Annotated in this window: 15 protein-coding genes and 1 pseudogene; 4 read left to right on the top strand and 12 right to left on the bottom strand. The window is 73.3% G+C overall.

The window, feature by feature from the left end:
* Positions 1-7 precede the first annotated feature (7 nt).
* From IE178_RS02290 to IE178_RS02280, 3 genes and pseudogenes are all read right to left on the bottom strand, one after another.
* A complete protein-coding gene (locus IE178_RS02290; protein WP_184760685.1) occupies positions 8-1078 on the bottom strand; it encodes a PhoH family protein in 1071 nt (356 codons plus the stop codon).
* A 191-nt stretch (positions 1079-1269) separates the two neighbouring features.
* Entirely contained in the window at positions 1270-2439 is a 1170-nt protein-coding gene (locus IE178_RS02285; RefSeq protein ID WP_193511088.1) for a carbohydrate kinase family protein, read from the bottom strand.
* Positions 2440-2495: 56 nt separating this feature from the next.
* Positions 2496-3125, bottom strand: a pseudogene (locus tag IE178_RS02280) (enolase-like domain-containing protein); the annotation flags it as partial.
* A gap of 85 nt (positions 3126-3210) precedes the next feature.
* On the opposite strand from IE178_RS02280, the gene IE178_RS02275 reads away from it, so the two are divergent.
* Together IE178_RS02275 and IE178_RS02270 are read left to right on the top strand one after the other, a co-directional pair.
* Positions 3211-3993 (top strand): IclR family transcriptional regulator, encoded by a 783-nt coding sequence (locus IE178_RS02275; protein WP_193511087.1) that lies wholly within the window; start codon positions 3211-3213, stop codon positions 3991-3993.
* A gap of 179 nt (positions 3994-4172) precedes the next feature.
* Positions 4173-5501: an MFS transporter gene (locus tag IE178_RS02270; protein WP_193511086.1), complete on the top strand. Its 1329-nt coding sequence runs from the start codon at positions 4173-4175 to the stop codon at positions 5499-5501.
* A gap of 3 nt (positions 5502-5504) precedes the next feature.
* Here the strand turns inward: IE178_RS02270 and IE178_RS02265 are convergent, their stop codons facing one another.
* From IE178_RS02265 to hrcA, 9 genes are all read right to left on the bottom strand, one after another.
* Complete coding sequence (locus IE178_RS02265) at positions 5505-6509, bottom strand: adenosine deaminase (protein ID WP_184760680.1); 1005 nt, start codon at positions 6507-6509, stop codon at positions 5505-5507.
* A gap of 20 nt (positions 6510-6529) precedes the next feature.
* A complete protein-coding gene (locus IE178_RS02260) occupies positions 6530-7435 on the bottom strand; it encodes a ribonuclease Z (RefSeq protein WP_184760679.1) in 906 nt (301 codons plus the stop codon).
* Positions 7436-7440: 5 nt separating this feature from the next.
* Complete coding sequence (locus tag IE178_RS02255) at positions 7441-7794, bottom strand: histidine triad nucleotide-binding protein (protein ID WP_184760678.1); 354 nt, start codon at positions 7792-7794, stop codon at positions 7441-7443.
* A 162-nt stretch (positions 7795-7956) separates the two neighbouring features.
* Positions 7957-11178, bottom strand: coding sequence for a S41 family peptidase (locus IE178_RS02250; RefSeq protein ID WP_193511085.1), 3222 nt, complete (start codon positions 11176-11178; stop codon positions 7957-7959).
* A 45-nt stretch (positions 11179-11223) separates the two neighbouring features.
* Entirely contained in the window at positions 11224-11766 is a 543-nt protein-coding gene (locus IE178_RS02245) for a hypothetical protein (protein ID WP_373301081.1), read from the bottom strand.
* Positions 11767-12008: 242 nt separating this feature from the next.
* On the bottom strand, positions 12009-12749 hold the full coding sequence (locus IE178_RS02240; protein WP_193511084.1) for a 16S rRNA (uracil(1498)-N(3))-methyltransferase: 741 nt from the start codon (positions 12747-12749) through the stop codon (positions 12009-12011).
* Positions 12746-13819 (bottom strand): nitronate monooxygenase, encoded by a 1074-nt coding sequence (locus IE178_RS02235; protein WP_184760674.1) that lies wholly within the window; start codon positions 13817-13819, stop codon positions 12746-12748. Before IE178_RS02235 ends, IE178_RS02240 begins: the two co-directional genes overlap by 4 nt.
* A gap of 240 nt (positions 13820-14059) precedes the next feature.
* The gene (dnaJ, locus tag IE178_RS02230) at positions 14060-15199 is read right to left on the bottom strand and encodes a molecular chaperone DnaJ (RefSeq protein WP_184760673.1); all 1140 of its coding nucleotides are present in this window, start codon (positions 15197-15199) and stop codon (positions 14060-14062) included.
* Entirely contained in the window at positions 15199-16215 is a 1017-nt protein-coding gene (gene hrcA / locus IE178_RS02225) for a heat-inducible transcriptional repressor HrcA (RefSeq protein WP_184760672.1), read from the bottom strand. The genes dnaJ and hrcA overlap by 1 nt, the downstream gene beginning before the upstream one ends.
* Before the next feature lie 162 nt (positions 16216-16377).
* Between hrcA and IE178_RS02220 the strand changes: the two genes are divergently transcribed.
* Positions 16378-17118, top strand: a complete 741-nt coding sequence (locus IE178_RS02220; protein WP_193511083.1) for an MBL fold metallo-hydrolase — start codon at positions 16378-16380, stop codon at positions 17116-17118.
* 34 nt (positions 17119-17152) lie between these two features.
* Positions 17153-17959: a DUF3097 domain-containing protein gene (locus IE178_RS02215; protein ID WP_193511082.1), complete on the top strand. Its 807-nt coding sequence runs from the start codon at positions 17153-17155 to the stop codon at positions 17957-17959.
* Positions 17960-18013 lie beyond the last annotated feature (54 nt).

The raw sequence follows: 18013 nt of genomic DNA, 5'->3' as shown, positions 1-18013 counted from the left end.
GCTCGGTCTACTTCCCCTTGTGCCCGGCCTTGCCCCGGCCGCCCTTGTGGGTGCCGTTCTGGGTGCCGTGCTGGCTGTCGTACTGCTCGTACGCGTCGACGATACGGCCCACCAGCTTGTGCCGGACGACATCGTGGGACGACAGCCGGGAGAAGTGGACGTCGTCCAGGCCCTCCAGGATGTCCTGCACCTGCCGCAGGCCGGACTTGGTGCCGTCCGGAAGGTCGACCTGCGTCACGTCACCCGTGATCACGATCTTCGAGTCGAAGCCGAGGCGGGTGAGGAACATCTTCATCTGTTCGGGGCTGGTGTTCTGGGCCTCGTCGAGAATGATGAACGCGTCGTTCAGCGTGCGGCCGCGCATGTACGCGAGGGGCGCGACCTCGATGGTCCCGGCCGCCATCAGCCGGGGGATCGAGTCCGGGTCGAGCATGTCGTGCAGCGCGTCGTACAGCGGGCGCAGGTAGGGGTCGATCTTCTCGTAGAGCGTGCCCGGGAGGAAGCCGAGCCGCTCCCCCGCCTCGACCGCCGGCCGGGTCAGGATGATGCGGTTGACCTGCTTGGACTGCAGGGCCTGCACCGCCTTGGCCATGGCGAGGTACGTCTTGCCGGTACCCGCCGGGCCGATGCCGAAGACGATGGTGTGCTTGTCGATCGCGTCCACGTAGCGCTTCTGGTTGAGCGTCTTGGGGCGGATCGTGCGGCCGCGCGAGGACAGGATGTTCTGCGTGAGCACCTGGGCCGGGGTCTCCAGGCCGTCGCTCTCCCCGTCCTCGCTCGCCCTGAGCATGGCGATCGAGCGTTCCACTGCGTCCTCCGTCATCGGCTGTCCGGTGCGGAGCACCAGCATCATCTCGTCGAACACGCGCGAAATGAGGGCGACCTCGGTAGCGTCGCCGACCGCGCTGATCTCGTTGCCCCGGACGTGGATGTCGGCCCCCGGGAAGGCCTTCTCGATCACGCGCAGGAGGGAATCTCCGGAACCCAGCACGGTCACCATGGGGTGCTGGGCGGGGACGGTGAACTGCACTCTCGCCTGCCCCTGCGCGGGGGTGTGAGCTGTGGGTGTCTGAGTCATGGGCCGGCGCTGAAGGCCTGCGATTCCTCCTCGTCACGGCCGCACGGCTGACGGCGGCCTCGCGTGTCCCAGGGTACGCCGCGGGGGTGACAACACCGTAGGCCTTTTCGACCGATCGAGCGGGGCGGGGGTCCAGGGGGCGGAGCACCCGGGCAGGGGTGCGGGGCCGAGCCCTCGCGGCGGGCCCCGTGTCAGGCCGAGCGGCGGAAGCCGATCGTCGGCACCGCCCGCCGCAGCGGCCAGGGCCGCACCGGTTCCTCCGGGACCACGTCCGCCAGGAACGCGTACCGCCGCAGCGCAGCCGGGTCCTGCCCCTCGACCGACTGCACCGTGCGCCACCAGCCCGCGATCTCCGTCCACCCCGGCGCCGACAGCGAACCGCCGAACTCCTGGACGGACAGCGCGGCGGTGAGGCCGGCGAAGGCGAGGCGGTCGGCCAGTGGCCAGCCGGCCAGGGTTCCGGTGACGAAGCCCGCGACGAACACGTCCCCCGCCCCGGTCGGGTCCAGCGCCTCGACATCGATGGCCGGCACCGAGGCGGTCTCCCCCGTACGCCGGTCCACCGCGTACGCGCCCTCCGCGCCCAGGGTGACCACCGCGACCGGAACGTGCTCGGTGAGGGCGTGCGCGGCGGCGCGGGGGCAGTCCGTGCCGGTGTAGCGCATGGCCTCCTGCGCGTTCGGCAGGAAGGCCTCGCAGTGCCGCAGGTCGGGCAGCGCGGCCAGGTCCCACGCGCCGGTGTCGTCCCAGCCGACGTCGCCGAAGATCCTGGCCCCCGCGCGCACGGCCCGCGCGATCCAGGGGGCGCTGCGGCCCGGCGTGAGGGAGGCGACGGCGGCACGCGCGCGGGGCGGGCACGGAGGCAGGTCCGCGCCCGCAGGAGGTCGTGTGCGGGTGGTGGGCGACGGGTGGGACGGCTCCTCGGGGGGCGGTTCGTGGCCGTGGGAGACCATCGTGCGTTCGCCCTCGTAGGCCATGGAGACGGTGACCGGCGAGTGCCAGCCGGGCACGGTGCGCGACGGGGAGAGGTCGATGCCCTCGCCCTGTTCCAGCGCGTCCCAGCAGTACTCGCCGTAGTGGTCGTCGCCGAAGGCCGCCGCGAGGGAGGTGCGCAGGCCGAGGCGGGCCAGCGCGGTGGCCATGTTGGCGACGCCGCCCGGGCTCGACCCCATCCCGCGTGCCCAGGACTCGGTCCCGCGCACCGGGGCGGAGTCGAGCCCGGTGAAGATGATGTCGAGGAAGACGGTGCCGGTGAGATAGACGTCCCAGGGCGGATCGTCCGGTGTGCGCAGGGCGGCGAGGGGATCGACCTGGGACGAGCGGTGCGATCCGTCGGTGAGCGCCTTCCCGGTGGACGCCATCACGGTCGCCTCCCTGACATGGTGCGGATCAGGCCAGTGTGCACCACGCCACCGACAGGGTGACGGCCGTCACCCGTCGTGAAGGAGGTGAAGCCGTACCGCTCCTTGAACCTGCGGGCCTGCTCGACGACGCCGGCCGGGTCGACGGCGGCGCCCCAGTCGTCCTTCTCCGCCGGGACGCCCTCCGAGTGGCCGGCCCACCTGTAGAAGAGGTACGCGCTGTGTTCGACGGCGTCGCGCACCTTGCCGCCGAGCAGCGCGTGCACGGGCAGGCCGAGGCCGCTGTGTTCGACGGCGTCGAGGCAGGCGACCTCGACGCCGGAGAGCACGGACAGGCGGAGCTTGCCGGCGGTCTGCACCCCGCGCAGTCCGCCGACGTCGACCTTCCCGGAAACCTGGGAGTCGTCGACGGCGACCTCGTCGGCTTCCACGAACAGCGCGTTCAGGTCGCCGGCCCGGCGGCCGACGAGCCTGTCCGCGAGGGGCGCGGCCAGGTCCAGGTACGTGGTGTCGCCGTAGGTCTCGCCCAGTCCGACGGTCGCGTCGGCGGTGACCACCTCGATGATCAGGCGGGGGGTGTACGGCTGGTGGACGCCCTGGGCGTTGAGGAGAGGCGGGTCGGCGACGAGGATCGGCGTCAGCCGGACCTCCGCCACGGTCAGGTCGCGGGGCGTGGGCGAAGTCACAGGGCGGCTTGGAAGGTTGGACAGGCGAACAGGTGCCGTCAACGGTCCGGCGCGCACCTTTCTCGCGCCGGACTACGATCGGCGCATGTCGGAGACCGGGGGCGTGCGCGAGGTGAAGTCCGCCGCGCGGACAGTGGAGCTGCTGGAACTGCTCGCCGCGCGGGGTGACCGTCCGGCCCGGCTCCAGGAGCTGGCGGACGCGCTGGAGGTGCCGCGCAGCTCGATGTACGCGCTGCTGCAGACCCTGATCTCGCGCGGCTGGGTCCGCACCGACGTCACCGGCTCGCTGTACGGCATCGGCATCCACGCCCTGCTCACCGGCACCAGCTACCTCGACTCCGACCCGCGCGTGCGGGCCGTACGGCCGTATCTCGACGAGGCGTCCGACGCGCTGGGCGAGACGCTCCACATGGGGCGGCTGGACGGGCACGACGTGGCATATCTGGCGACGCGCGAGTCGCACGAGTACCTGCGGACCATCAGCCGCGTCGGCCGGCGCCTGCCGGCCCACATGGGCGCGCTGGGCAAGGCGCTGCTGGCGGAGCGTCCGGACGAGGCGCTGCCCGAGGGCCCGTACGAGGCGGCCACGCCCAACACGCACACCTCGCGGGAGTCACTGGCGGCCGATCTGAGCCGGGTGCGCGAGCGCGGCTACTCCGTGGACCGGGAGGAGGGCGTGCCCGGAATCGTCGGCTTCGGCTTCGCCCTGCGGTACGACTCCCCCGCGCAGGACGCCATCAGCTGCTCGGTGCCGGTGGCCCGGCTCACACCGGAGCGCGAGGAGCGGATCGTCGCCCTGATGCGGGAGATCCGGACGAAGGTGGAGGCGACGATTCCCGCAGGTGGAGGGGCCATTCACTGGCGGTAGCCCGCACCGCTACCCAAGCCCGGGACACCCCAAACGCAAGAGTGTCATAGATCACATCTGGCGCACTCCCGTTGCCCTGCCCTCGCTTGATACAAATTGCCCGCGCGTTCCTGTCCGTCGACGGTCGTCGCTCCCACCCTTTTTGTCCCCCCTCCCTTTCGCATGCCCTGGGAACGCCCGTGTTCGCCGCTCGCACCACCCCCTGGCCCCTCGTCGCCCTTTTCACGGCCGGGTACCTCGCCCCGTATCTGCTGCCGACCACCGTCGGCCGGCTGGAACGCGGCCTCGATCTGTCCGCCACCCAGGCGGGAGCCGTCGGAAGCGCGCTGCTGCTGAGCTCGGCCACGGCCGGGTTCCTGCTGGCCTCCCGCGTGGAACGGGTCGGGGCGCGGACCCTGGCCCGGCTGGGTCTCGTGCTGGCCGCCGTCGGCTACGGCGGGGCCGCCCTCACCACCGCCGTACCGGCGGTCGTCGCCGGTGCGATGGTCGGCGGCTTCGGCTCGGGCACGGCCACGACGGTCGCCGCCACCCGGATCGCCGCCGAACGGGACCCGCACCGGGCCTCCACGCTCGGACTCCTCAGCGTCTCCGCGCTCGCGGGCGTGGTGTACCTGACGGTGCCGCATCTGCCGGGGCACGGACTCACCCTGGCCGCCATCGCCCTCACGGCGCTGGCCGTGTGGCCGCTGACCTCCCGGCTGCCCGCCGGCACGCCCGGTCCGCGCCAGGCCGGACCCTCGACGTCCGCCCGCCTGCCGCACCGGCGTTCGGGGCTGGTGCTCGCCGGGTCCATGCTGCTGTGGTCGCTCGCGCAGAACGCTCTGTGGGGCGTGAGCGGACGCATCGGGGTCGGTCAGGCCCACCTGTCCGAGGCGACCGTGGGTGTCGTCTTCGCGGTGGCGCTGGGCGCCGGACTGCTGGGTGTCCTGGGCGCGGGCGCGCTGGGGTCGCGGCTGGGGCGCGCCCTGCCCATCGGCGGCGGCACGGTCGTCATCGCCGGCTGCATCGCGCTCAGCGCCTCCGCGACCGGTCTGGGCAGTTTCGCCGCCGGGGAGATCGCCTGGAACACGATCTACCCGGTCGTCCTGTCGTACCTGATCGGACTCGCCGCCTCGCTGGACCCGCGCGGACGCTGGGCCGTACTGGTGGGCTCGGCGTCCTCGCTGGGCACCGCGGCCGGACCGCTGACCGGCAGTGTGCTGTCCGCGCAGGCCGGGTTCCCGGTGATGGGCACGGTGCTCGCCGCCGGCCTGCTGCTGGTGGCGCTCCCGATGACCGCCGTCGCCCTGCACACCGGCGGACGCCCGCTGCTGCCGGGCGCGGTCCGCCGCCGCGGCGGCCACCCGGCGGCCCTGGTCGCCGCGGCCACGGGCACCCCGACGGGCTCGGTCCCCGAGGTCGGCGCCATGGAACAGCCGGTGGTGGAGATCCCGCTGGACGGCACCCCCGCCCCGGCCCGGCGCGCCTACGACACGGCGGCGGCGACGCGGGCGCCCGGAGCCCCCTGAGGGTTACCGGACGTCGGTCGCGAAGTCGTACGCCTCCACCTCCGCCAGGTACCGCGCCCGCAGCTCCTCGTCGTCCTCCAGGAAGGAGGCGAGGAAGGAGTTGCGGGCCAGTTCGCGCAGGCGCTCCGGGGGCAGGCGGAGGGTGTCGCGCACCGCGTCGAAGGTGTCTGCCGCGTAGCCGCCGAAGTACGCCGGGTCGTCGGAGTTGACCGTGCACATCAGTCCCGCGTCGAGCATCGCGGGCAGCGGATGGTCGGCGAGGGTGTCCACCGTGCGCAGCCGGACATTGGACAGCGGGCACAGGGTCAGCGGAACGCGCTCCCGCACCAGCCGCTCCACCAGTACCGGGTCCTCCACGCAGCGCAGGCCGTGGTCGACGCGTTCGACGCCGAGGACGTCCAGCGCCTCGGTGATGTACTCCGGCGGCCCCTCCTCACCGGCGTGCGCCACGCGCCGCAGGCCCAGCGCGGCGGCGGCCTCGTACACCTCGCGGAACTTCACCGGCGGATGCCCGACCTCGGCCGAGTCGAGCCCGACGCCGGTGATCCGGTCCAGGTACGGCTTCGCGGCGTCCAGCGTCGCCAGGGCCGATTCGGCGGACTCGTCCCGCAGGAAGCACATGATCAGCCGGGTCGACACCCCGTGCGTCTCCCGGCTCCTGCCCAGCGCCCGCCACAGCCCCTCGACCACCGTGCCCATGCCGACGCCGCGCGCCAGGTGTGCCTGCGGGTCGAAGAAGATCTCCGCGTGCCGCACGCCCTGCGCGGCGGCGCGGGCGAGGTAGGCGTCGGCGAGGTCCTCGAAGTCCCGCTCGGTGCGCAGCACCGCCATGAGCTCGTAGTACAGGTTCAGGAAGGACTGCAGGTCCTGGAAGCGGTACGCCTCGCGGAGCGCGCCGGTGTCGGCGTACGGCAGCTCGACGCCGTTGCGCCCGGCGAGGGCGAAGGCAAGCTCGGGCTCAAGGGTGCCTTCGATATGAAGGTGCAGTTCGGCTTTCGGTACGGGCATCGAAATATCGTACGGCTGTTTCACCGACGCTTCGGAAGCCCCACCCGCTGCAGATCGTGCGCCACGGTCAGCTCACCCTCGTACCCGGCCGCCCGCGCCTGCCGCTCGAACTCCGCCGGGTCGGAGTAGCGCTGGCTGAAGTGGGTCAGGACGAGATGCCGTACGCCCGCGTCGCGCGCCACCCGCGCCGCCTGACCGGCGGTCAGATGGCCGAACTCGACGGCGAGTTCCTCGTCCTCGTCGAGGAACGTCGACTCGATGACGAGCATGTCGCAGCCCTCGGCGAGCGCGTACACCCCGTCGCACAGCCGGGTGTCCATGACGAACGCGAACCGTTGCCCGCGCCGCACCTCGCTGACCTCCTCCAGCGTGACACCGCCGAGCGTGCCCTCGCGCTGGATGCGGCCGACGTCCGGGCCCGTGATGCCGTGCGCGGCCAGCCGGTCGGGCAGCATGCGCCGGCCGTCGGGCTCGACCAGCCGGTAGCCGTACGCCTCGACCGGGTGGGACAGCTTCCGGGCCTCCAGCGTGTAGCCGGGGGTGCGGGCGAGGGGGCCGTCCGTGTCGACCGGGGCCTCGGTGAGGGCGACGGTCTCGCGGTAGGCGGTGGCGTACCGCAGCCGGTCGAAGAAACGCTGTCCGGAACGCGGGAAGTGGGCGGTGATCCGGTGCGGCACCTTGTCGAGGTTGATGCGCTGGATCACCCCGGCGAGTCCGAGCGCATGGTCGCCGTGGAAGTGGGTGACGCAGATGCGGTTCAGGTCGTGGACGGCGACCCCGGCGCGCAGCATCTGGCGCTGTGTGCCCTCGCCGGGGTCGAACAGGATGCCGTCGCCGTCCCAGCGCAGCAGATAGCCGTTGTGGTTGCGGTGCCGGGTGGGGACCTGGCTGGCGGTGCCGAGCACCACCAGTTCGCGGACGGACAAGGCGCTTATCCGGGGGGCCAGTCGAGACCGCGACCGCCCAGGACGTGGGCGTGCGCGTGCCAGACGGTCTGGCCGGCGCCGGTGCCGGTGTTGAAGACGATGCGGTAGCTGTCCAGCTTTTCCCCGTCCGCGACGGCCTGCGTCTCGCGCAGCACGTCCGCGGCGAGCTCGGGCGCGGCGGCGGCGAGGGCAGCGGCATCCTTGTGGTGCGCCTTCGGGATCACCAGCACGTGGGTGGGCGCCTGGGGATTTATGTCTCGGAACGCGACGGTCGTCTCCGTCTCCCGCACGATCGTCGCCGGAATGGTCCCGGCGACAATCTTGCAGAACAAGCAGTCATCCTGCGCTTCCCCTGCCATACACCCTCCTCGACCCAGGTGATCACGTACGGAGGCATGGTATCCGCGCCACGCGGCCGCGGGCCGTCGCACCCACGCGGCAGCGGGCCGTCGTGCCGCCGGGGCGGCACGGGTGGGCGGGACGGCGCCCCGCACACGCCGGGCCGCGCACCGTCCCCCGGCTCACGACAAGGCAGGCGGCACCTTCGCCGGCGAGGCCTCCAGCGCGGCCAACGCCAGCCTCACCGCCTCGTCCAACTGCGCATCCCTGCCCGCCGCGTAGTCCTGGGGCCGCTGCACGACCTCCACGTCGGGATCGACCCCGTGGTTCTCCACGTCCCACCCGTAACCCTCCAGCCAGAACGCGTACTTCGGCTGCGTGACCAGCGTGCCGTCGACCAGCCGATACCGGCTGTCGATACCGATCACCCCGCCCCACGTCCGCGTACCCACCACGGGCCCGATCCCCAGCGCCCGGATCGCCGCGTTGACGATGTCCCCGTCCGACCCGGAGAACTCGTTGGCGACAGCCACGACGGGCCCACGGGGCGCGTCCCGCGGATAGCTCTCCGCCCGCATCCCGCGCGGCAGGTCCCACCCGACGATCCGCCGGGCCAGCTTCTCCACCACCAGCTGCGAGGTGTGCCCGCCCCGGTTCTCCCGCACATCCACGATCAGCCCCTCCCGCAGCACCTCCACCCGCAGATCGCGGTGGATCTGCGCCCACCCGGGCGCCTGCATGTCGGGAACGTGGATGTACCCCAGCCGTCCACCGGACTTCTCCAGGACGTGGGCCCGCCGATCGGTGACCCAGGCGTGGTACCGCAGCGCTTCCTCGTCCGCGAGGGGGACGACGACCGCATGCCGCGGGTCACCGCCCCCGGCCGGCGAGACGGTCAGCTCGACCGGCTTGCCCGCCGTCCCGACCAGCAGCGGGGCGGGCCCGGTCACCGGATCGACCGGCTGCCCCGCGACGGCGACGATCGCGTCACCGGGCCGGACGGCGACACCGGGCGCGGCCAGCGGGGAGCGGGCGTCCGGGTCGGAGGTCTCCGCGGGCAGGATGCGGTCGACCCGCCAACCGCCGTCCTCGTGCCGGGAGATGTCCGCGCCGAGCAGTCCCTGCCGGGCGCCGCCGCCGTATCCGCCGCGCGGCGTGACATACGCGTGCGAGGTGCCGAGCTCGCCCTGCACCTCCCACAACAGATCCACCAGGTCGTCATGGGTGGCGAGGCGGTCGAGGACAGGACGGTAGCGGTCCAGGACGCCGTCCCAGTCGACACCGTTCATGTCGGGACGCCAGAAGTTGTCCCGCATGATGCGGCCGTTCTCGTCGAACATCTGCCGCCACTCGGCGGCCGGGTCGATGAACTGGCGCACCCGGCCGAGGTCGACGGTGATGTTGCTGTCGCTGTCGTCGTCGCCGGAGGCGCGCCGGTCGCTGGGGACGACCTTCAGCCGCCCGTCGGTCCACAGCAGCACCCGCTTGCCGTCGCCGCTGACCTCGAAGTGGTCGGCGTCCACGGCCAGATGCTCGAGGCGCTGCTGGGCGAGGTCGTAGCGCTCCAGGTCGGTCTTGGGGTCGGGGTCGTCGGGGGTGGCGCGGGAGGCGCCGAGCACGCCGCGCACCGGGTGCCGCAGCCACAGCACCCCGTCCTTGGCGGCGCGCAGGTTGGTGTAGCGGGCGGCCTCCACCGGGAACGGCACGATCCGGTCGGCGAGGCCTTCGAGGTCGATCCGGGTGGTGGGGGTGCCCTCGCTGTCGGGGGTCTCCTCCCGGTCCGGTGTCTCGAAGGGGCGCCCGTGCCGTTGCGGGCCGAACGGGGACGGCGTCGTCGCCGCGAGGGTGATCAGGTACGGGCGTACGCCCTCGACGAAGGCCAGGTCGAAGACGTGCTCGTCGTAGACCGGGTCGAAGGAGCGGGTCGACAGGAACGCGAGGTGCTTGCCGTCGAGGGTGAAGGCGGGCGCGTAGTCCTGGAAGCGCAGCGGGGTCGCCTCGGTGACCGACAGGTCGGTGGTGCCGGCGAGCCGGATCTGGCTGAGCGGGCGCGGGCCGGGGTGGGACCAGGCGAGCCAGGCGGAGTCGGGTGAGAAGACCAGCCCCGAGACGTCGCCGTCCTCGCTGCGGTCGACCTCCCGGACCTCGCCGGTCTCGCGCTCGACGAGGAGGACGCGGCCGTCGTGCGAGGCGATCGCGGCGCGGCTGCCGTCGGGGGCCATGGCGAGTTCCACGACCCGGCCGAGCTCCCCGGCGGCGATCCGGCGCGGGGTGGCGCCCGGGGCGAGGCCGGTGGCGGGGGCGAACTCCAGGGCGTCGTCGCCCTCGGCGTCGGTCACCCACACCACCCACTCCTCGCCGTCCGCGCGGAAGGCGCGCGGACGCCGGGCCCGTACGCCCGGGGTCGCGGCGAGCGCGCGGGCGGGGCCGGAGCGGTGGGTGACCCAGTGGACGGTGCCGCGCACGCACACGGCGCTGCCGCGCGCCGTGTGGTCGGGGGAGGCGGAGCCGAACCAGCGGGCCGCGTTGACCGGGAACGGCTGGAGGTCGACGCGCTGCCCGCCGAGCCGGATGTCGAGCGGGCGCGGCTCGGCCCCGTCGAGGTCGTCCAGCAGCCACAGCCGGCCGGCGCTGGAGTAGACGACGCGGGTGCCGTCGGTGGCGGCGTGCCGGGCGTAGAACCCGTCGAGAGGCGTGTGGCGGCGCAGGTCGGAGCCGTCGGCGAGGGAGGAGTACAGCGCGCCGGTGCCCTCGTGGTCGGAGAGGAACGCGATCCTGTCCCCCACCCACAGCGGGTACTCGATGTTCCCGTCGAGGTCCTCGTGCAGCCGTACGAACTCGCCGGCGCCCTCTCCGTCGCGGCCGTCCCCGTCGATCCACAGCTTGCCCGCCGTGCCGCCCCGGTAGCGCTTCCACCAGGCGGCCTCGCGGCCCATCGGCGCGGACAGCAGCACGGTGCGCGGCCCGTGGGCGACGTCGCCGACGGGGCCGTAGGGCAGGGTGGTGGCGGGGCCGCCGTCGAGGGGGACGGCGCGGGCCCAGGTGCGGCGCAGGCTCGCCTCGCCGTGGGCGCTGATCGCCAGGACCCGCCCGTCCGCGGTCCAGCCGCGCACCTGGGTCTTGAGGTTCCCCCAGTAGGTCAGGCGCCGGGCGGGGCCGCCGTCGACGGGCGCGATGTGCACCTCGGGGGCGCCGTCGCGGGTGGAGGTCCAGGCGACGGTGGTGCCGTCGGGCGAGATCCGGGGGTGGGTCACCGGCACGTTGTCGGCGCTGACCCGCCAGGCCCGGCCGCCGTCGAGCGGGGCGAGCCACACGTCGTCCTCGGCGGTGAAGGCGACCAACTCGCCGTGCGGATGCGGGAACCGGAGATAAGCGGCGGAGGCGACCGATGCGGACTGTGTCACCCGATCACCCTATGCAAGCGTGGGCGGCCTGGACAGGGGTTTCGATCACTTGCCCTCGACGGGGCGACACGACGGGTACTGCTCGCACCACACGGTCGTGGTGACGGTCACGGTGACGGTGGGCTTCGGCCCGCGCTCCGTCGGTTCGCCCACGCGCGGCGGGCTGGTGGAGTCGCAGTCGCCGAGGCCGTCGACCCGGAACCACTCCTTGCCGTCCACCTTGGCGGTGAGGTCCCCGCGCACACAGGCGCCGTTGACGGCGTGGGTGACCTTCCCGGTGACGGTGATCTCCTCGCCGTCCTGCGTCTCCCCTTCGCAGTCGACGGAGGCGACCGTGTCCTCGCCTGCGGCGGGCGACTCGCCGTCCTCCCCGAAGGACGCGGTGCAGGTCAGCCAACGCACCCCGGCCTTCTGCCGGTTGAGCTCGTCGGTCACGGTCTCGTCGGTCGTGATCGCGACGGCCGCGGATCCCAGTCCGCCGCCCTCGCACGCCACGACGCCGCCCACGGCGGCGACGGCGAACCCGACGGCGAGTGCCTGCCGCCGCCACCGACCTGCCCCGCGCGAAATCCTCGTCATCGCCCCCATGCACAGCAGCCTGCCACCGTCACAGGCGGGCGCGGTAGAGCGCATACGGTCACTTACCGCCCGGCCCCCGCCGCCCCTTCCCGTCCCGAACCCGCGCCCCCGGAAACCCCTTCGGCCCGAACGGCCTCGTCCTCAAGCGCCGGAGACGGGCTGACTCAGCCCCTCCGGCGCTTGAGGAGCGGGACCTGGGGCGGGCCCCAGGTCGGGAAGGGCGGGAAGGGGCGGGGCGGGAAACCCTCAGGTCAGGACCAGCGACCCGTGCGGCCGAGCAGCAGCGCCGCGGCGGCCGTTCCCGCGGTGGAGGTGCGCAGCACACTGCGGCCCAGCCGGTACGCGCGGGCGCCGGCCTCCTCGAAGAGCGCCAACTCCTCCGGGGAGACACCGCCTTCGGGCCCGACGACCAGCACGATGTCACCGGAGGCGGGGAGTTCGGCGGTCGCCAGCGGTTCGGTGCCGCTCTCGTGGAGCACGGCGGCGAAGTCCGCTTCGGCGAGAAGCGAGGCAACCCGCTTGGTCGCCGCCGCGTCCGCGACGCGGGGGAAGCGCACCCGGCGGGACTGCTTGCCGGCCTCCCGGGCCGTCGCCCGCCACTTGGCGAGGGACCTCAGTCCGCGCTCGCCCTTCCACTGCGTGACGCAGCGGGACGCCTGCCACGGCACGATCGCGTCGACGCCGACCTCGGTCATCGTCTCCACGGCCAGCTCGCCCCTCTCGCCCTTGGGCAGGGCCTGTACGACGGTGAGCCGGGGGAACTCCTCGGCCTCCTCGGCGACTTGGCCGAGCCGCACGATCAGCCGGTCCTTGCCCTCGGTGCCGTCCACCTCGCCCTCGGCCCAGCGGCCCGCGCCGTCGGTGAGGACGACGTCCTCACCGGCCCGCAGCCGCTTCACGGAGACGGCATGCCGTCCCTCGGGACCGTCGAGCACGTAACGGCCGGCACCGTCCGTGTCGAAGTGGTCGACGACGAACACCGGCGCGGTCATCGGGCGCCTCCCGCCGACAACGCCGTCCGGGCGGAGGCCAGTTCGGCGGCCAGTACCTCCACCAGCTGCCCGGCGGGCAGCTCGCGGGCCATGCGGTGGCCCTGTCCCGCCCACAGCGCCAGGCCCTGCGCGTCCCCGGCCTTGGCGGCGGCCTTGCGCAGCGGTGCGGTGAGGTGGTGGACGTCCGGGTAGGCGGCGGGCGCGTACGGGCCGTGCTCGCGCAGGAAGCGGTTGACCAGACCACGGGCCGGGCGGCCGGAGAAGGCCCGGGTCAGTTCGGTGCGGACGTACAGGGGGTGGGTCAGGGCCTGCTTGTGCAGGGCGTGCGCGCCGGACTCGTGGGTGGCCAGGAAGGCCGTGCCGAGCTGGGCCGCGGCGGCGCCGGCCGCGAGGACGGCGGCGATCTGGCTCCCGCGCATGATGCCGCCGGCGGCGATCACCGGGATGCCGACGGACTCCCGGACCTGGGCGACGAGGGAAAGCAGTCCGACACCGGAGCCGTCCGTCTCCGGGACGTCCCGGTGGGTGCCCTGGTGGCCGCCGGCCTCGACGCCCTGCGCGATCACCGCGTCCGCGCCGGCCCGCTCCACGGCCTGGGCCTCCTCCGCGGTCGTGGCGGTGACCAGGGTGAACGTGCCGACGCGGCGCAGGGCATCCAGCACCTCGCGGGCCGGCACGCCGAAGTGGAACGACACGACCGGCACCGGGTTGTCCAGCAGCACGGCGAGCTTGGCGTCGTAGCCGTCGTCGCGTCCGCCGTCGGGGTCGCCGAGTTCGGTCCCGTACCAGGAGGCCTCACCGGCCAGCTGGTGGGCGTAGACGCCGACGGCTGCCGGGTCGGCCGTCTCCGGCTGCGGCAGGAAGAGGTTGACGCCGAAGGGCCGGCCGGTCAGTCCCCGCAGCTGCTTGATCTCCTCGTACATGCCGTCCGCGGTCTTGTACCCGGCGGCCAGGAAACCGAGCCCGCCCGCCTCGGACACGGCGGCCGCGAGCCGCGGCACCGATACACCGCCCGCCATGGGGGCCTGCACGATCGGGTGCGGGAAGAGATCGGTCGGTACGGAGGACATGACGGCATGTTGTCACGTCCCCCGACCAACTCCGAATCGGCCCTTCCCTTGGCATCAGCCGCTTCTCGCAGGGCCCCGGCACGGATGCCGGCGGCCGCCAAAGGGGTCGCTCAGCGCCCGTCGAAGGCGTCCTTCAGCCGCGAGAACAGGCCCCGCCGCCCCGGCCGACCGTGCCCGCCCGGAGGACGACCCCCGGCCCCCCAGCGGCAACCGACCCCGCCCACGCGCGACCGAACATCCTCACCGCCCGTTGAAGGCGTCCTTCAGCCGCGAGAACAGGCCCTGCTGCCCCGGCTGGAACTGCCCCGTGGGGCGCTCCTCGCCGCGCAGCTTGGCGAGTTCGCGCAGGAGGCGCTCCTGCTCGGGGTCGAGCTTGCCCGGGGTCTGCACCTCGACGTGGACGATGAGGTCGCCCCGGCCGCCGCCGCGCAGATGCGTGACGCCCCGGCCGTGCAGCGGGATCGACTGGCCGGACTGGGTGCCGGGCCGGATGTCGACCTCCTCCATGCCGTCCAGTGTCTCCAGCGGCACCTTGGTGCCGAGGGCCGCCGCCGTCATCGGGAGGGTGACGGTGCAGTGCAGGTCGTCGCCGCGCCGCTGGAACTGCGCGTGCGGCAGCTCGTGGATCTCGACGTACAGGTCACCGGCGGGACCGCCGCCGGGCCCGACCTCGCCCTCACCGGCGAGCTGGATGCGGGTGCCGTTGTCGACACCGGCCGGGATCTTGACCGTGAGCGTGCGCCGGGAGCGGACCCGGCCGTCGCCGGCGCACTCCGGGCACGGCGTGGGGACCACGGTGCCGAAGCCCTGGCACTGCGGGCAGGGGCGCGAGGTCATGACCTGGCCCAGGAAGGACCGCGTGACCTGCGAGACCTCACCGCGACCGCGGCACATGTCACAGGTCTGGGCGGTGGTGCCGGGCGCGGCACCCTCGCCGCTGCAGGTGGTGCAGACGATCGCCGTGTCGACCTGGATGTCCTTGGTCGTGCCGAACGCGGCCTCGTCCAGCTCCACCTCGATGCGGATCATCGCGTCCTGGCCCCGGCGGGTGCGCGAGCGCGGGCCGCGCTGCGACGCCGTACCGAAGAACGCGTCCATGATGTCCGAGAAGTTCCCGAAGCCGCCCGCGCCGAAGCCGCCGGCCCCGCCGGCACCTCCGGCCTGCGAGAGCGGGTCGCCGCCGAGGTCGTAGACCTGCTTCTTCTGCGGGTCCGACAGCACCTCGTAGGCGGCGTTGATCTCCTTGAACCGCTCCTGGGTCTTCGGATCCGGATTGACGTCCGGATGCAGCTCGCGGGCGAGCCGCCGGAAGGCCTTCTTGATCTCTTCCTGCGACGCGTCGCGGCGCACGCCGAGTACGGCGTAGTAGTCCGTGGCCACTACGACTCCGCCAGGATCTGTCCGACGTACCGTGCCACTGCGCGTACCGCTCCCATCGTTCCCGGGTAGTCCATGCGTGTCGGTCCGACCACGCCGAGCTTGGCAACCGCCTCGCCGCCCGAACCGTAGCCCACCGACACGACGGACGTTGAGTTGAGTCCTTCATGGGCGTTCTCATGACCGATACGGACGGTCACGCCCGGATCCTTCGCCTCGCCGAGCAGCTTGAGGAGCACGACCTGCTCCTCGAGCGCCTCCAGGACGGGCCGGATCACCAGGGGGAAGTCATGTCCGAAGCGGGTCAGATTGGCGGTGCCGCCGATCATCAGCCGCTCCTCGTTCTCCTCGACGAGCGTCTCCAGGAGGGTGGAGAGCACCGTCGAGACCGTACCGCGGTCCTCGGCCTCGAAGGCCTCCGGGAGGTCCTCCACCAGGCTCGGCACGTCGGCGAACCGGCGGCCCGCGACCCGGCTGTTGAGCCGCGCCCGCAGATCCGCCAGGGACGACTCACCGAACGGCGCCGGGCAGTCGACCATGCGCTGCTCGACCCGGCCGGTGTCCGTGATCAGCACCAGCATCAGACGCGCGGGGGCGAGCGACAGCAGTTCCACGTGCCGCACCGTCGAGCGGGTCAGCGACGGGTACTGCACGACGGCGACCTGCCGGGTCAGCTGCGCGAGCAGCCGCACGGTCCTGGCCACCACGTCGTCGAGGTCGACGGCGCCCTCGAGGAAGTTCTGGATGGCCCTCCGCTCGGGCGGGCTCATCGGCTTGACGCCGGCGAGCTTGTCGACGAACAGCCGGTAGCCCTTGTCGGTGGGGATGCGCCCGGCGCTGGTGTGCGGCTGGGCGATGAAGCCCTCGTCCTCCAGGGCCGCCATGTCGTTGCGCACGGTGGCCGGGGAGACGCCGAGGTTGTGCCGCTCGGTGAGCGCCTTGGAACCGACCGGCTCCTCGGTGCCCACATAGTCCTGGACGATGGCGCGCAGCACCTGGAGCCTGCGTTCACTGAGCATTCGCGCACACCTCCAGAAGCCTTCCGCCCGACACTTCCCTGGCACTCTTCGTACGCGAGTGCCAGACTTCCCCGGCCCAGTGTACGGCCGGGGGGTACGCCCCGGGCAAGGCCGGTCCCATGCCGTCGCGCCCGGGGGCATCGTCCCCGCTAGCGTCGCGGTATGACCGTGACTTGGGAAGAGTCGGGATGGGAGCAAGTGGCCGCCGGAGTGGGGCGGTGCCGGCTGCCGGGGTGGGACTGCACGGCGGGGCTCGTCGTCGGCGCGGGCGCCGTGCTGCTCGTCGACGCGGGCTCCAGTCTGGGCGAGGGCGCGCGGTTGCGGGCCCAGGCGCAGGCGCTCACCGGTCGTCGTGTGACGCATCTCGCGCTCACCCATCCGCACTTCGACCACGTCCTCGGGGCGGCGGCGTTCGCGGGCGCGGAGGTGTTCGGCGCGGTGGGCATGGACACGGCGCTGGCGGGTCGCGGGCGGGAGGAGCTGCGCGCGGACGCGGTGCGCCACGGGCTGGACGCGCGGGCGGCGGACGAGGCGGTGGACGCGCTGGTCCGGCCGCGGCACGCGGTGCGCGGCGAGTGGACGCTCGACCTCGGCCTCGGCCGGGGCGGTGGCCGGCAGGTGCTGCTGGCGAACGTGGGCCCGGGGCACACGGCCCACGACCTCGCCGTGCTCGTCCCCGGCGACCCGGAGGTGGTCTTCTGCGGCGACCTGGTCGAGGAGTCGGGCGAACCGCAGGCCGGTCCGGACGCCGTACCGTCCCACTGGCCCGCCGCGCTGGACCGGCTGCTGGAGCTGGGCGGCGAGGACGCGCGGTACGTCCCCGGTCACGGGGCGGTGGTGGACGCGGCGTTCGTACGGGCCCAGCGCGACGCGCTGGCGGCCCGTTTCGGCGTGTCACGCTGATCTCGGCGGGCGGGCTTCTCGTATCGTCATCAAAATGCGCCAGTACTCCGCCGATCTGACCCCTCCGTGGAAGAAGCCGCAGCCCGTACCGGAGGTCGCGGCCGAGCCCGGCCTGGTGGTCGAGGAGCCCGGCACCGGCTTCTGCGGCGCGGTGATCCGCTGCGAGGCCGGCACGGTGACCCTGGAGGACCGCTTCGGCAAGCACCGCGTGTTCCCGCTGGAGCCCAGGGGCTTCCTGCTGGAGGGCCGCGTGGTCACGCTGGTGCGGCCGTCCGCCGGTCCGGTACGGCCCGCCCGCACGGCGTCCGGCTCGGTGGCCGTGCCCGGCGCACGCGCGCGGGTCGCCCGCGCGGGGCGCATCTACGTCGAGGGCCGGCACGACGCGGAGCTGGTCGAGAAGGTGTGGGGCGACGACCTGCGCATCGAGGGCGTGGTCGTGGAGTACCTGGAGGGCGTCGACGACCTGCCGTCGATCGTCGCGGACTTCGCCCCCGGCCCGGACGCACGCCTGGGTGTGCTGGTGGACCACCTGGTCCCGGGCTCGAAGGAGTGGCGGATCGCCGAGTCGGTGACGAGCGCTCACGCGCTGGTGGTGGGCCACCCGTACATCGACATCTGGGAGGCGGTGAAGCCGTCGTCCGTGGGCATCGCCGGCTGGCCGCGGGTGCCGCGGGGGCAGGACTGGAAGACGGGGGTGTGCCGGGCCCTGGGCTGGCGCGTGGCGAACACCGGGGAGGCGTGGCAGCGGATCCTCGGCTCGGTGCGCTCGTACAAGGACCTGGAACCCCAGCTCCTGGGCCGCGTGGAGGAACTGATCGACTTCGTCACGGCCCCGTCCTGACCGGCCTGGCTTGTTTCGCCCCCGCCGCGCCTTCCCGTGCCACACGCCGGACGG

Source organism: Streptomyces griseoloalbus, assembly GCA_014650015.1.
Classification (GTDB): Bacteria; Actinomycetota; Actinomycetes; order Streptomycetales; family Streptomycetaceae; genus Streptomyces; species Streptomyces griseoloalbus.
This window is presented reverse-complemented; position numbering and strand designations above follow the sequence as displayed.